The 15053-nt window shown below is 55.0% G+C and carries 11 protein-coding genes and 1 pseudogene; 8 read left to right on the forward strand and 4 right to left on the reverse strand.

All coding sequences use genetic code 11. The annotated features are described in order from the left end of the window. Nucleotides 1–144: 144 nt before the first annotated feature. Nucleotides 145–834: an S-layer homology domain-containing protein gene (locus NST84_RS29715; protein WP_342566555.1), complete on the reverse strand. Its 690-nt coding sequence runs from the start codon at nucleotides 832–834 to the stop codon at nucleotides 145–147. Between the two features lie 87 nt (nucleotides 835–921). After that, nucleotides 922–2682: pseudogene (locus tag NST84_RS29720) on the reverse strand (phosphatase PAP2 family protein); the annotation flags it as partial. A 232-nt stretch (nucleotides 2683–2914) separates the two neighbouring features. Here NST84_RS29720 and NST84_RS29725 point away from each other — a divergent pair. Next, on the forward strand, nucleotides 2915–5197 hold the full coding sequence (locus NST84_RS29725; protein ID WP_342563598.1) for an AraC family transcriptional regulator: 2283 nt from the start codon (nucleotides 2915–2917) through the stop codon (nucleotides 5195–5197). A 42-nt stretch (nucleotides 5198–5239) separates the two neighbouring features. Continuing rightward, nucleotides 5240–6871 carry an ABC transporter substrate-binding protein gene (locus NST84_RS29730; RefSeq protein WP_342563599.1) on the forward strand — a complete coding sequence of 544 codons (1632 nt, stop codon included), beginning with the start codon at nucleotides 5240–5242 and terminating at the stop codon, nucleotides 6869–6871. A 7-nt stretch (nucleotides 6872–6878) separates the two neighbouring features. Here NST84_RS29730 and NST84_RS29735 read toward each other — a convergent pair whose 3' ends face one another. Further along, a complete protein-coding gene (locus NST84_RS29735; RefSeq protein WP_342563600.1) occupies nucleotides 6879–8984 on the reverse strand; it encodes a TerD family protein in 2106 nt (701 codons plus the stop codon). A gap of 343 nt (nucleotides 8985–9327) precedes the next feature. On the opposite strand from NST84_RS29735, the gene NST84_RS29740 reads away from it, so the two are divergent. From NST84_RS29740 to NST84_RS29765, 6 genes are all read left to right on the forward strand, one after another. After that, nucleotides 9328–10053, forward strand: coding sequence for a lantibiotic protection ABC transporter ATP-binding protein (locus tag NST84_RS29740; protein ID WP_342563601.1), 726 nt, complete (start codon nucleotides 9328–9330; stop codon nucleotides 10051–10053). Then, complete coding sequence (locus NST84_RS29745; protein WP_342563602.1) at nucleotides 10037–10765, forward strand: lantibiotic immunity ABC transporter MutE/EpiE family permease subunit; 729 nt, start codon at nucleotides 10037–10039, stop codon at nucleotides 10763–10765. Before NST84_RS29740 ends, NST84_RS29745 begins: the two co-directional genes overlap by 17 nt. A gap of 1 nt (nucleotide 10766) precedes the next feature. After that, nucleotides 10767–11525, forward strand: coding sequence for a lantibiotic immunity ABC transporter MutG family permease subunit (locus NST84_RS29750; protein ID WP_342563603.1), 759 nt, complete (start codon nucleotides 10767–10769; stop codon nucleotides 11523–11525). 49 nt (nucleotides 11526–11574) lie between these two features. Beyond that, entirely contained in the window at nucleotides 11575–12237 is a 663-nt protein-coding gene (locus NST84_RS29755) for a response regulator transcription factor (RefSeq protein ID WP_342563604.1), read from the forward strand. Beyond that, nucleotides 12225–13619: a HAMP domain-containing sensor histidine kinase gene (locus NST84_RS29760; RefSeq protein WP_342563605.1), complete on the forward strand. Its 1395-nt coding sequence runs from the start codon at nucleotides 12225–12227 to the stop codon at nucleotides 13617–13619. The genes NST84_RS29755 and NST84_RS29760 overlap by 13 nt, the downstream gene beginning before the upstream one ends. A gap of 268 nt (nucleotides 13620–13887) precedes the next feature. Next, the gene (locus tag NST84_RS29765) at nucleotides 13888–14127 is read left to right on the forward strand and encodes a hypothetical protein (protein WP_342563606.1); all 240 of its coding nucleotides are present in this window, start codon (nucleotides 13888–13890) and stop codon (nucleotides 14125–14127) included. Between the two features lie 75 nt (nucleotides 14128–14202). Here the strand turns inward: NST84_RS29765 and NST84_RS29770 are convergent, their stop codons facing one another. Continuing rightward, on the reverse strand, nucleotides 14203–14928 hold the full coding sequence (locus tag NST84_RS29770; protein WP_342563607.1) for a 3-ketoacyl-ACP reductase: 726 nt from the start codon (nucleotides 14926–14928) through the stop codon (nucleotides 14203–14205). Nucleotides 14929–15053 lie beyond the last annotated feature (125 nt).

The raw sequence follows: 15053 nt of genomic DNA on the forward strand, positions 1-15053 counted from the left end.
AATCCTCTCCTCTCTGACTCATTATAATGCCAACCTGCCAGCAATTACATAACAACAAGAGAGCAGTCCTGCCTCAAAAAAAGAGGAAGTACCGCTCTCCTGCGATCGCGCTATTTCACTACCGTGTCCTACTCCCGCTTCCTGTTATAGCCCTGCGATTAGCGCCTTAACCGAGCTGTCGGTTTCCAAAGCACGGATAATGAGCGTCACAGCTTCAGCTCGGGTCGCATTATGGCCCGGTGCGAACGATGAAGCCGATACCCCCTGCACCAGCTTGGCCGAGGCAGCCTGCTTAATCGCTGCGGCAGCCCAGTTATTGCTGCTTACATCGGTAAAATCAGCCGCGCCGCCGCTTTCCAGCACGCCGAAGTTCAGCACGCGCGAGAGGATCGTCACCATCTCGGCACGGGTGATGGTTGCATTCGGCTTAAAGCTGCCGTCCGCATAGCCGGTTACGATGCCTTTACCGGCAAGGGCACCGATAGATCCGGCAGCCCAGCTTGTGCCGGTGTCGCTGAATCCGGCTGCGGCCGGATTCCCGGCCAGCCCGAAGGCACGGGCGATCATGGCGGAGAACTCTGCTCTGCTGACTGCCGCATCCGGCCGGAAGGTGCCGTTCTCGTACCCGCTGATAATCTGCAGCTTCACAGCCGCTGCAATGGCATTGCTGCCCCAATGGCCTGCGGTATCACTGAACGACGTATTCGTGTTCTGTGTTCTGGCGATTGCATCGCTCACCGTCTTCAGCACGGCCTCCTGGCTGATTACAGCAGAATGGAACGGATTCAGGGTGGTTACCGGATTGGTGGTGCCCGGCTGTTCACTTGGAGTCACAGGTGTAGTTGTTCCGCCTGAAGTCCCCCCTGTTGTTCCGCCTGTATTATTGTTTGAGCCGCCGGAATTGCTGCCGCTGGTTGTGTCGGTAACCAGCAGGGCAACCTGGTTGGACTGATATACGACCTGGGCGCTGCGTGTGCTTGGCAGACCGTTAATCTGGACAGAAGTAAACTGGCCGGACCGCTGGTTGTCGCCATGTAAGATCAGCGGAATCAAGCCGCCGGCAGGCACGTAGCTGTTTTCGAAATCGATCTGCAGCTTACCGCTTGCTGCTACTTTGCCTTTAACGTCGAGCACATCGCCCGCTCCGGTAAGGTTCAGCTCCAGCGTACCTTCAGCCGCTTGGGTGAATGCGCCGCCGATTGTTATTTTGCCATAGACATTTTCGACTACAGAACCGTGTGTATTTACAACATCGCCGCTGCCAAAGGCTGTGGCCGAATCACCTTCGAGCCTACCCGCCTTCACCTCGGTGCCGCCCGAATACGAATTGCTGCCGGTCAGCTTCAGCGTTCCGGTTCCTTCCTTCGTCAGTCCGCCTGTGCCGGAAATATCATTGCGCCAGCGGTCGGCTGCATAGAAGCCGCTCTTTGCCGCATCCAGGGATACCGTCACATCGCTGTTGAATGCACCGTAGCCGTCAGCTGCAGCGAACAGGTTCAGACGGCCCCAGCCTTCAGGGTCATCCAGCAGCGGGTAGCCGGACTGAATCGCGGTTGTAGCCAGCACCGCACGGCGCTGCTCTGCGCTCAGATACGGCAGGCGGGTCTCCAGCAATACTTCTGCCCCTTTGGGAACAACAGCAGGCTTAACAGCAGAGTTAATCTGCGGGAAGTTGTAGGTCAGCCTTTGGGTGAACTGGGCTTTATTTTTGGCATAATCACTGAACCGGTCCTCTGCCGTTCCCGTTTCGGTCAGCAGCTTCTCGTGAGCCTGATCATAAGCAGCTTTCTTCAGCTCTGCATTATCCGGATCGGCCAGGGTTGCCGCCGCCAGTGCCGTTGCCATTACCCGGCCGCCCATTACATCAAACGGGGAGTGCATGCCGGCGACAATCCGGTTATTGCCCATTTCGGAAGCACGGGTCAGCAGCTCCTGGAACCGTTCAGGCACCGCATAGGCCAGCGACAGCGCAGCCAGATACGAGGCGTTGGTATGGCCGCTCGGGAACCCGCCGTCCGTAGCCGGTGTACTGCTCATCGCAGGCACAAGCGTAGGCACAATGACAGAGGTATCGAGCCAGCGAAATGGACGCATATAGCTGTAGAACGCTTTTGCCGGATTGGTTGAAGCATAATTGCCGCGGATGACGCCGATCAGATCCACCATCTTGCCCAGCTCCGAGCTGGAGTCACCCGCTTTGTTCGAGCCGTTGCCGTCATTATATTTCACTGATGTAGCATCGGCCGGAATGTCAGTAATCGTCGTGTACGTCCCTGATTTGGTGCGGTATACCTCAGAAAGGGAACCCAGGCCGTCAGCAGCACCGTAAGTCTGGTTCCGCCGGTCATCGAAATAGGCCATGTCCTCCTCTGCCTTGGTCCGCGTGGCCGCAACGTTAGCTACATATTGAATGTTTGCGTCAAGCACACTGCTGTTCAGCTTGGTGCCGTTGTTCCAGGAGGTACCCGGCGTCCACAGCTCCAGAAATCCGGAGAGGATGCCGATAGCAGGATTGGCATAAACGGCCTGATTAACAGAAGTGTTGTTCTTGTAGCTGTCTACGAAATGTCCCCACTCGGGAGCAGCCGGTACCGGAATTGATGAATCCGCGGGAGCGGCGGCTGCAGGCTGCAGCGCAACAGAATTAGAGAGGATGGCGAGACCGGCAGCAACAGATAACAGCTTTTTGGCAGTCTTTTTTTTCAAGTGGATTGGCTCCTATCGTCAATTGTAGTCGATTCGAATCGGTCTCAATGTAGCATCAGGCCGCGTGAACCGGCAATAAGACGATTTCTCTTTTGTATCACTTTGGGAGCATTACGGGCAGATTGCCTGATTTAATATTCTGTTAACAAAAATCGTGAATAGGCTTGTCAGAGGGTGGTGTATAATCCGCCTGGGAGGAGAATGTGCCGTGAAAAAATGGAACTCAGCATTTACCAGCCTGGCTCTTTCATATCTGTCCGTCGTTCTGGTCATCGTTCTCTTGCTCTGCTCCGTCTTCTCTGTCTATTTCTCCGGACATTATAAAGAAGAGCTGCGCAGCCGCAACCGCCTGGTGCTGGAGAATACCGCGCGGACCATTGACACCTCGGTGCTTCAGCGGGTTCAGCAGATCTATCTGGAGCTCTCTCTGGACAGAACCTCGGCCCTGCGTTTATTCAGTGATACTTCCTTCCAGCACAATCTCAGCAAAGTGAGTGGTCTGCAAAATCTGCTGAAAGCAGAGGTTGCCGGCAACTCCGATATCATCCAGGCGGTGCATCTGTATGCCCCGGAGCAGCAGGTCATGCTGTCGTCGCTGTATGGGCTGAGATACCAGGCTGACCAGGGGGACAGCGCAGCAGCTTTTATGGACTGGATCGGCGGAATGCGGAGTAATCCGGGCAACAGCTTCTGGACTCCGGCCCGTGAGGTGCCTGAGGATATTTACTCCAGCTTGCCTGGCGGCAAGCATAACACGCTCATTACCTATGCCCGCAGCTACCCTTTTCAGTCCTCCGGGGCTGAGAGTGATCTGATTGTGGCTATCGATGTTAAACAGAGCGCGGTCAGCAATATTATTCAGAATATGATGCCCTTGCAATATGAAGGTACTTTTATTGTTGATCCTTCCGGCCAGCTGGTTGTACCGGATACTTCTGCGGATCAAGTCTCCAGTGTCAGCGTGCCGCTAGAGTCTGCGGCCGGAGCCGGAAGCTTCAGCAGCAAGCTGGACGGTACTTCCTATGTCATCACCTATCAGACCCTGCCGGTTACCGGCTGGAAAATAGTCAGCGCTGTGCCGTCCAGCTTCTTTTATGCACCCTCCAATGGGATGCAGCAGCTGATTGCGGGACTATGTCTGCTTACCATATTACTTGGACTTTTTATGTCGGGAATTCTGGCCAAAGCCAACTATACACCGGTCAAACGGCTGGTCGGCAAGATCAGGGACCTCTCCGGCCATGCGCCTGAGCCGGTCGCTAATGAGTACCGGCTGATCGATACGGCCTTCACCCGGCTCAGCGAGCAGGTCAGCAGTCTGGAGGAAAGCCTCCAGGCCAGCGCGCCGGTTATTAAACATAATGCTGTGCTCAGTCTTTTGGACAGCCGCTCCAGCCGGGAGGAGAAGGCCGAGGCGCTTCAATGCCTGAGTATCTCCTGGGATTACCATCACTATTGCTGCCTGCTTGTAAATACACAGGGAGCCTGGAGCCATATGGGCTCAGCGCATATCCAGCATATGATGAGCACCATCATCGGACAGCTGGAGGCCGTCCGCCTGCCGGAGTGCCGCACCATTGCCGAGGAGCTGCCGGACAAGCGGATTGCCGTCATCGTATGCGCAGGCAGCGCTTCGGACAGTCTGCTGGACCAGCTCTCGCAGCGCATCACTTTGGAGGGCAGACAGCCGTTTCAGGCAGAGGTCCAGCTGGCCCGGGGCTGCTGGGTACAGGAGACTGCTGATCTTCACAGCAGCTATTCTGAAGCACAGCTTTTGATGAAGTATGCTTATTTTTTGCCGGAGCAGCCTGTCCTGAAGGGACGCAGCCTGCTGGAGCGGGAAAGCAGCCTGGATGAAATTCCGCAGGCGCTGCTGATTAAATTCAAAGACAAACTGCAATCGCGCCAGCCGGATGAGCTCACAGCCGTTGTCGGACAGCTCGTCACCGCCATGCGGGAGGGGTTGTATCCGGCCGATTATTGCCACTTTATGCTGGGGAATACCGTGTTTGTCTACTCGGATTATCTGAAGAGCGTCCGCTATAAGTCCGGCGATCTTTATCAGCAGTATATCGGAATGCCTGACATCCTCAGGTTTCAGAGCTGGCTCACCGGCTCGCTGACCGCCTTCATTAATGAGACAGACAAGCGTAACAGCGATAGGGCTGTGTCTACGATTGAAGCAGCCAGGCAATATATCGCGGAGCATCTGGCAGAGAATCTGTCACTGGATGCCGTGTCGTCCAAGGTCTATATCAGTCCGAAATATTTAAGCAAGCTCTTCAAAGAAGAGCTTGGAATCACCTACACCGACTATGTCACCGCCCGGCGGATGGAGCGCGCCAAAGCACTGCTGGAGAGCAACAGCATGACTGTTGAGCAGATCGCGGGGAGCGTGGGCTACGGGACGGCGGCTTATTTTATTAAACGGTTCAAAGAGATGTATGGCTGCACGCCCGGTAACTATTTGCGTACCCTTAATGAGGGTTAGTTCGAAGCGGCTGGAGGCAAAGCTGGCAAGGAGGGAAACTTAATGAGCATGATTAACCGGCGGTATGCTGTTCTCCTCACAGTCCCCGTCATCCTCACGGCTCTGGTTCTGCTCAGCGGCTGTGATCTGCGGGGCGAAAACGGTGTAAGTCCGTCGTCTGCTGCTTCGGCAAAACAACCGGAAGACGGCAGCACTAATTCCCCTGCCCCCGCTTACACGATCTCATGGACGATGCACCAGAACCTCCCGGTCCCTGAAGATGCGGCGGTAGTCCGTGAAGTGGAGCAGAAATTCGGCGCCAATCTCGACGTCTGGAATCTGGAAAACAACAAATATGAATCCCTGCTTGAGCTGAAGCTGGTACAAGGTTCCATTCCTGATCTGTTCCGGATCAGGCAGACCCAGGATCTGCTGAAATACCAGCAGCAAGGCGTACTGGCGGAAATTCCGCAGGACCTGCTGGACACCTATGCGCCTAATATCATGAAGGCGATCCGGGTAAATGCGCCTGCTTATCAGGATTCCGGCATCATTAACGGGGCTTACTACGGCATTCCTGTCGTAAACCCGACTAACATCTATCGTATTCCTGTTGTCTACCGCCAGGACTGGCTGGATAAGCTCGGCCTGTCTGTTCCGGATACACTGGCTGATTTTGAGAAGGTGCTTTATGCGTTCGCTAATGGGGACCCGGACGGCAACGGCGTCAAGGATACGTATGGCCTGTCACTGGAGGGGATGAATGTTGTCTTTGGGGCGTTCGGGCAGATTGTTTTTGCCGACCAGCTCTATTTCAGCAGACAGGATCAGCAGCTGGTGATCGGTGCCCTGCAGCCGGAAATGAAGGAGGCGCTGCGCTATCTGCGCAAATGGTATCAGGACGGGGTTATTGATCCGGAGTTTATCACCGGGGAGAATAAAGGCGGCTACAAGCATCTCTCCCATGCTTTTATTAATGGCCGGATCGGCATGACCTCCATGGGCAACTATTACCACTGGGTTCAGGACGGCGATTATTCCACCTGGACCACGGATGAGCTGGGCAAAACCGTGGAGACGCCGGTTGGCGCCACTTTTAATGTGAAGGAGCTAACGGCAAAAAATCCGCAGGCGCGGATTGTATTTGGCCGGCCCGTGAGCGGGCCTGACGGCAAGCGCGGTTCCAAAGCCTACGATATGCTGATGAGCTTCACTGCCATCGGCGCAGATGCCGTGAAGGAGCCGGGCAAGCTGGAGACCATCCTGAAGATTCTTGACTACGTCAGCGCCAATCCCAACCCGCAGGAGGATACAGCGATGAAATTCGGCATTCAGGGGGAGCACTGGGACTGGGCGGACAACCTGAATAAAGAAGTGGTGGTGCTGCCGCCGTATGACCAGACCTTCAGCTACCAGAACACCATCGGCGCAGGTCTTGGCATGACGGTGCCTGTGATGCCCGGCGACCGCAGAGAGCAGTGGGCGGCGACCCTGGGTCTCGACCGGGACGGCATCTACAATGCCCTGGAGGTCGCAACGCCCTCCCTGGTCAAGAACGGGCCGGAGCTGATCCAGCTGCGGAACGAGGCTTACATCGCCTTCATTACCGGCGAACGTCCGCTTGAGGCGTTCGGCAGCTTTGTTAAGGAATTTATGGCAGCGGGCGGGGCTGAGGTGCTGCGGGAGGCGAATTAGCCTGCAGCTACACCACATACTCAGCCATAATCTGCTCAATGTGGTACGGAGTAATTCCCTGCTCTACTGAGAATACAGTATCGGCATGGCGCGGCGATTCAGCAAGCTGGCCCCGGGCTTTGACATGGAGCATGAACAGGTCGTACAGATCCGGCTTTTTGAGTGCGGCCATTGCTTTGCCGATCAGTACCATTCCTTTCTGGTTACCCTCAACATTATTGTAGTACTGGGGAGCTCTTGTCAGCGACAGATCGGTCCAGATGACCTTCCTTTCAACCAGATCCAATATGACAGGGATGGCTATCTGGGTATCGGCAGTAACGTCAATCTTATTGGCTACAGTCGAAGGCTCAAAAATCTCACCCGAGCCAGGCTTCTTCCGCATCATCCAGCCGGCAAAGCATTCCGGCAGATTACAATACGGCTGCTCCGTGAAGGAATTCAGCGACGCCACCACGTATCTTCCGCCATATTCGACGATAGAGGGAATATGCAGATCAATGAACTCGCAGGCCCCGTGAGGCGCCGAGACAATATCCCCGCTGTGCGCCGCCAGATAGTTGGACGAGCGCAGATTCGTGTAGGAGATATGCTCCACATAATTCCAGTTCTGGTCATACATGACCGCAGACAGATCAATATCGACCCGCCCTGTAGATACACCGTTAACCTTCCCCTCTTTCCACCAGCTGAAAAAGCGGATCGTATCCCCTTCCCCCATCGGCAGCCGGCTTCCCCGTACAAGCGTATGCAGCGCTTTGCTGGCCGATCTCTGGGAAAAGGGAACATTGTAGCTTTTGAGCCGCTCATCCACGTAAGCATTCCCTAAAGGCGGCAGCTCCGCGAAGCGCCCGATTAACGCCTGCTCGCATACGTCCACGATGTCCTGGCAGGCTCTGGAATCAATCTCCGGCAGCGTATCAGGAATTGCAAAGGCTTTGGCAACATTTCCTTTCGGGAAAAAGACACGCAGCTCAGGCGAATCCAGCCGGTTAGCAAAATGGTTCTTCACCTGCAGCAGCACCGGAGTCGATACCTGTCCTGCCACTTCACCAAAAGCCAGCACAACGTACTCTGTATGTTCCGTTCCTCGCAGCAGCTGATCCAGTCTCCGCGCAAACTCGCCCGGGCGTTTGATCAGCAGATCCAGCGCATCCCAGACCTGTTTGTACTTTATCGCCAGCTCCACGCTGCTGTTAAAGGTCGTAACCGGTTTGTTATTGCGCAAAATATCCCAGGCTTCTTCACAGCGCACATACCGCTGCTTGTATTCAGACGGATGCAGGATCTCGCCCAAGCGAATCCAGCGGTCCTTATATCTCAGCATATCCTCGGTAATCGGATGGCACTGTTCAAGTAACCCGAGCAGCATCCGGCGTTCACTGCGCTTGAATTTGCGGAAACGCACCGGTACCGCCAGGCTGACACCGCCGTCCGACCAGGCTACGGCCAGGCGCAGCACATCGGTAGCTGTTTTGAAATACCGCCCCAGCCGCGCCAGGTTAGCCTTGTCATAAATCAGCAGCGATGACGCCACGAACGCGGCATTTTCCTTGAACGGAATATCCTCCGGCAGAATCGCATCCAGCTCCTCCGGTTCAAACGCCGCTATCACGGCATCAATATCCTCTTTGTCGGCTGCAGAGATCGAGCCTTTGGCCTGAATAAGCCGGCGGATCATTAAGCAAAAATCCTCTTTGTCCCCAAGCTCAATCACCTTCAGCTTTCCCTGTTCCTGCAGCGGCGGTCTCTTTACGGCCTCATCGTATTGTGGGAAATCCCACGTATAGTAATGGTACATTGCATTCAGGTACAGGACGGCATCGTGCTCCAGCATCACCTGCTCGGGAAACCCGGGATACATCGGCGTATATTTTACATGCGCACCAACCATAACCTTCAAATCTGCAACCAGCTGCTGGTACAGCGCCTCAAACTCTTCCTTCGGCAGCCCGCGCACCGCGCGGAACAATGCAGGAGACAAAGCAAAGCCCAGCGCTTCCAGATTGCGGACCGCCGCCGCCAAATACCCTTCCGGCAGCCGACCGTTCCCGTTATATGGATCAACAATGATCTTGCGTGCTCTTTGCAGATAAATCGAATTTTTTTTCATAGTAAAAGTGTCCAGGAAAGCCGTATCCCTATTTAGATCATCCTCTGGGTTTAGAAGGAAGGAATACAATAGCCTGGACGCCTCCTCTCTGGATGAGCATCCTTCAGGAAAGCTGCGGCCCTGTGTCATTTACAGTGAGTTAGAAGGAAGGACCGCAATAGCCTGAAGTTCAAGCGTCCGGATTCGGGTGAACCCGGCCGTTTGATGCCCTTATCATCGCATACGGGGAGGAGTGTAAACAGGGCGGAAGTATTACGACAATGGAAAAAACGGGAAAATTTTGTTCCTTACAGTTTCCTTATAACTCCCCTTTACACTGTCTAAGTGGAAAGGATGATATAATATGCCGGACATTATTTTAGAAACGAGAAACCTATGTAAAAGCTTCAAAAAACAGCCCGCTGTAAGCAACGTATCACTGTCAGTGCCCCGGAATTCCGTTTACGGGCTGCTCGGACCGAACGGTGCGGGGAAGTCGACGACGCTGAAGATGATCGCAGGCATGCTGCGTCCAGGCTCAGGGAGCATTCTTTTCCAGGGCCATGAGTGGGTACGGAAGGACTTGAGCGAGATCGGCGTGCTGATTGAGTCGCCGCCGCTGTACGGGAACCTGACGGCCCGAGAGAATCTGCAGGTGCGGACGCTGGCGCTCGGGCTGCCGGAGTCGCGGATTGCCGAGACGCTCGCCATCGTCGATCTGGCCCATACCGGGAAGAAGCGGGCCGGCCAGTTCTCGATGGGCATGAAGCAGCGGCTGGGCATCGCAATTGCGCTGCTGAACCAGCCGAAGCTGCTCATTCTGGATGAGCCGTCGAACGGGCTCGACCCTATTGGAATTCAGGAGCTGCGGGAGCTGATCCGCTCTTTCCCCGGTCAGGGAATCACGGTCATTCTGTCGAGCCATATTCTTTCCGAGGTGGAACAGGTAGCGGATCAGATCGGAATTATTGCCGGCGGGCAGCTGGGATATCAGGGGGCTGCGCCGCATGGAGCAGAGCTGGAAGCTCTGTTCATGCAGGTAGCCGCTGCGAACCGAAGGGCGGGTGAAGCCAGTGCTTACACTCATTAGTGCGGAGCGCCTGAAGTGGCGCCGCACCTTTATTCCGCAGCTGTTGTGGGTTACGCCGCTGTTTACCCTGCTGCTCTGCGGTGTCCTGATGGGCGGGCGTTATTTTCAGACCGGGGCATATAACTGGTGGTATACGATGCTCCTGCCGGGCGCACTGACCCTGGTATGCGCACTGGCGGTGCAAAAGGATGCCAAGCTGCAGTACCGCGCCCTCTTGGCGCTGCCCCTCCGTCCGCAGAAGCTCTGGTCGGCCAAAATCGCCGCCGTCACCGGCTGGCTGCTGGCCGCAAGCCTGCTGTTCTTCGCCGGCATCTCGTCCGGAGGCTGGCTGTTTGGCGCTTCAATTCCGCTGATGAACAGTGCGGCAGGGAGCCTGCTGATTGTCATCACATTCCTGTGGCAGATTCCGCTCTGCCTGTTCCTGGCTGCACGGTTTGGCCTGTTCACAGCCGTGCTGATCAATATGGCCTTGAACATTGCAGGTGTAGTCACCTTTGACACCGGCGGGCTGTGGGATTTCATGCCCTACACGATTACGTTCCGGCTGATGTGCCCGGTGCTGCATATTCTGCCGAACGGCCTGCCGGTTCCAGAGGGCAGCCCGCTGAGAAGCACAGACACCATTCTACGGGATGTGCTGGCTTCTCTCGTCTGGTTCGGCAGCCTGTTTTTCCTGACAGCGCGCAGATTCCGCAGGCAGGAGGCGAAGTAGGATGGCCTCCTTACTTTGGCTGTTCAAGGCGGACCTGCTCAAAAACCGCCGCACGCCGTTTCTGCTTCTTCATATCCTGGCCCCGCTTAGCGCGGCGGCGATATTCCTGGCGTACTACTCGTATTCTCCATGGAGCGACACTGATAAGGTACAGGCTTATCTCCAGGCACTGGGCTGTGCTCTTCCAACGCTTATTGCCCTGGTCTGTTCAATGGCAGCGGAGCAGGAAGCGCTGGCCGGGCATTTTCAGGGGATGCTGGCGCTCCCCGCCGGACGAACCAGGGTTTACGCCAGCAAGTTGCTGGTTCTGCTGTTCTACGGCCTTTGCGCGGTTTTGCTGGCCGCCGTCATGTTCGGCACCGGATTCCGCTTTGTACTGAATCAGGACAACCTCGGGATGGCTTTTTACTGGAGCAGCGCATTGATCCTGTCGGGAAGCACGGTATTTCTCTATCTGCTGCATGGATTCATCAACCTGCGGTTTGGCCGGGGCCCGTCGATTGGAATCGGCATCGCAGGCAGTCTGACTGCGGCCCTGCTGCTTACCGGACTCGGTGAAGGTATCTGGCTGTATGTCCCTTTTGCCTGGGCAGCACGCTTCATTTCCATATGGACAGCCATCAGCTCGGGGGCCCCGCTATCACCCGCCGCAACACAGGCCGATACCGGAGCCCTTGTATGTGCTGCTGCAACAATACTCGCTGTCCCCCTGTCCTTCCTCTGGTTTCAGCGGTGGGAAGGGCGGTCTGCCGATAATTAAATTAGAAACGTTTTTTGATACACAACTATTATTAATAGAGGGAATGCATATGGCTAAAATACTTGCCGTCGACGATGAGCCCGCCATCCTGGCGCTGATCCGCAGTGCCCTGGGCGCAGACCGTCACTTGGTAACAACCATTCAGGATTCAACCACTGTGCGCCAGAGCGATCTGGGTACCTATGATCTCATTCTGCTCGATGTGATGATGCCCGGGGTAGACGGCTTTACACTATGCCGGGAGATTCGCGCGGCGGTGGATAGTCCGATCCTTTTTCTGACCGCCAAGACGCTGGAATCCGACTTGATGTACGGGCTGGGATTGGGCGCGGACGACTATATTATGAAGCCCTTCAGTATTGGCGCGCTGCGGGCGCGGATTAACGCCCATCTCAGACGGGAGACCCGGGAACGGAGGAATGTGCTGTACTCCGAGCATATCCACTTCAATCTCTCCGGCAGAGAGCTGCTTGCCCGCGGCAGCAAGGTGCCTCTGACCAAAAGCGAATACGATATTTGCGAGTTTCTGGCGAAGAGCCGCGGACAGGTTTTTTCCAAGGAGCTTATCTATGAGGCGGTCTTCGGGTTTGACGGGGAAAGTGACAGCAGCGCCATCACAGAGCATATCAAGAATATCCGCGCCAAGCTGAACAAAGCGGACATTGAAGCCATTGAGACAGTCTGGGGGATCGGTTACAAGTGGAAGCTGTAAAAAGAGCACCGGGGATGCGCCTGCGCACCTTTTTTCTGCAATATCTCCTGATTCTAAGTGCCGGAACCATTTTACTGCTGCTCCTGCTGCTGGGCTTGTTCACGGCGACTTTTTCGGCCAATGTGATTCTGCCCGCCAATTATGCAGAGAAGGAGATCGAGGCTGTTAAGCATGAACTTGAAGCGGGTGACGAAGATGCCGCTGCTGTCATTCCGAAGCTGGCGGACTACGCCATATTTACAGCCGAAGGGAAGCTGCTTACAGGCAGCCTGAATACAAAGGATGCGGATCACGCCCGGGAGCTTATACTGCAAGGCAAAAACCGGGACTCCTATTTCTACACTTCCTTCCGGCATGAAGGGGAGCTCTGGATTTTCCGCTACACGCTAACTCCGCAGTTCGCCTCCCCGCTGCTGCGCAGCTACTTGCCTAATCCGCAGCTGGTGGCCGTGCTGCTCTTCATCCTGGGTGTACTGATTCTGGCCGCTGTGCTTGCCGCCCGATTCGGCCGCAGGCTTACCCAGAAAATGGCCGGCTTACAGGAGGCGACCGACAGCATCCGGCAGGAAAATCTGGCGTTCACCGTCCGGCCAAGCGGAATCATCGAAATCGACGAGATGCTGGTCTCGCTGGACCAGATGAAGGAAGCGCTGCAGGCCTCACTGAAACGCCAGTGGGAGCTGGAACGGTCCCGCAGAGAGCAGATTTCTGCGCTCGCCCACGACATTAAGACCCCCCTCACGATTATCCGGGGCAACGCCGAGCTGCTGCAGGAAACCGTCCAGGATGAAGCCCAGCGGGAATACAACGAATATATTCTGCAAAGTGCAGCGGATATTGAAGCCTTTGTGCAGGAGGTCATTGATCTGTCCAGCCAGCAGGCAGCTCCCCGGAAACGTAAAGCGCTGACGCACCTTACGGATTTAATGGCCGAACTGGAGAGTCAGCTGCGGGCCTTATCCTCAGGCAGGGACATTTCCGCACAAGTTACTATGGACAACGCGCTGCCTGAAAGGATTGTTATAGATAAGGAGCTGCTCCAGCGGGGAATTATCAATATTCTTGCAAATGCTGTAGAGCATACGCCGCCGCAAGGGAAGGTTACTCTGGATATCCGCCGGGATGGGGACGGGGCTATTTCTTTTACCGTTACAGACACGGGCAGCGGCTTCTCCCCGGCCGGATTACGGGAGGCGGCAAGTCAGTTCTACATGGGCGACCAGAGCCGCAGCTCCGGCAAGCATCACGGGATGGGCCTGTACATTGCCGAATCTGCTGCTCAGCAGCATGGGGGAACACTTACACTGGAGAATGCTGCGCCTTCCGGCGGAGCGAAGGTGACAGTGCGGATCAAGACGGATAGCAACACCGGTCCGAGCTGATCCACCGAGCACAGACCGGATCAAACTAAGTGGAAATCCGATATCTATTTTCAGGGGAGACCGCTGAATGAGGATAATAGGTGGAAAAAAGCTACTTAATTCTGCTGAATTTAGATATACGGAGCGTTTTTGGCCCAAATAAGTAGCAATTTTACACCTAATGCTTATAAATCTTAAGAACCTACAGATCTAAGTAGCAAAAATCCAACTAGGTGCCAGACCCTCCGTTTTACCGTAATATATGAATCTATTAGAAAGGAGAGCCTGCATGCACAGAGTCGACAAAATCAGATTTACGCTCTTTTATGGTGAAGCTCCTCCAGCAGACAGTTACGGCTACATGGAGCTCAACCGGGAGGGAAACATGCTTGCGCTCTACACCAAAGACGGTGAGGAAATGGACATCTATGGCGGGCATGAATTCGTCAGGTTAGGTACACTCGGCAGATTCGATGATAAGGACCGTGATCATTTCTATTCGTTATTGGAAAAGGATGGGGTAGGCTGAGCCGTACAGCTGACCGGGAAGCAGAAAAGGCCACCCCTCACGGGATGGCCCATTACCTATACTTGAAAAGATAAATCAGAACGGATTCGTAGCAATGAAGCTCGCCGTCTTCACATACACACGCGGGTTCAATTTAAGCTGGTCGATAATAAACTCCGCGATATCCTCAGGCTGAACGAACTTGGAATCATTGTTCTCCTTGATCAGGTTCAGGTCGAGCGCCAGATCTGTTGCAATGGTGCTCGGGGTCAGCGCCGATACACGGATGTTGTTGCGGCGGACCTCCTGGGCCAGGGATTCGGTCAAGCCGATCATGGCGAACTTGGAGGCGCTGTATGCACTGGAGGTAGCTGCGCCGTTCAAGCCGTTGGTGGAGGAGATGTTGATGATGTCTCCGGCATTTTTTTCAATGAGCTGCGGCAGCACCGCACGTGTTACATAGTAAGTACCCATCAGGTTGACGTCGATCATGCCCTTCCACTCTTCCGGGTCCATCTCCAGCAGTGTGCCGAACGTAGCGATCCCCGCGTTATTGATCAGAATGTCCGCAGCTCCCAGCTCGCTCTTGAGTGCTTCAACCGCTGCATCTACCTGTTCCTTGGAAGAAATATCAGCGACGGCAAAAGCAGCCTTAACTCCGTAGCCCTCAATCTCGGCAGCCAGTGTCTGCAGTGCAGCTTCACTTCTGGCCAGCAGGCCGACGCTGACGCCCTCCTTGGCAAGCGCAACAGCGGTTGCCTTTCCGATTCCTCTTGCTGCTCCGGTTACAATTGCCACTTTTCCTTGCAATGATTGTGCCATGTAAGCAGGCTCCTCTCCAATCTTCTTTTAAAAATCCTCTTCTATTATACTATGTCCGGACAACGGGAGCTAAATGCTCCAGGTGATATTGACGTCTCAAAACTGTCATAAATGCTATCAATCCA

The sequence above is a fragment of the Paenibacillus sp. FSL R7-0345 genome, assembly GCF_038595055.1.
Classification (GTDB): Bacteria; Bacillota; Bacilli; order Paenibacillales; family Paenibacillaceae; genus Paenibacillus_AQ.

Bases quoted from the DNA above. Each gene is read 5' to 3' on its own strand.
- NST84_RS29730 (WP_342563599.1), top strand. From the start codon at position 5,240: ATGAGCATGATTAACCGGCGGTATGCTGTTCTCCTCACAGTCCCCGTC.
- NST84_RS29735 (WP_342563600.1), bottom strand. From the start codon at position 8,984: ATGAAAAAAAATTCGATTTATCTGCAAAGAGCACGCAAGATCATTGTT.
- NST84_RS29740 (WP_342563601.1), top strand. From the start codon at position 9,328: ATGCCGGACATTATTTTAGAAACGAGAAACCTATGTAAAAGCTTCAAA.
- NST84_RS29750 (WP_342563603.1), top strand. From the start codon at position 10,767: ATGGCCTCCTTACTTTGGCTGTTCAAGGCGGACCTGCTCAAAAACCGC.
- NST84_RS29755 (WP_342563604.1), top strand. From the start codon at position 11,575: ATGGCTAAAATACTTGCCGTCGACGATGAGCCCGCCATCCTGGCGCTG.
- NST84_RS29765 (WP_342563606.1), top strand. From the start codon at position 13,888: ATGCACAGAGTCGACAAAATCAGATTTACGCTCTTTTATGGTGAAGCT.
- NST84_RS29770 (WP_342563607.1), bottom strand. From the start codon at position 14,928: ATGGCACAATCATTGCAAGGAAAAGTGGCAATTGTAACCGGAGCAGCA.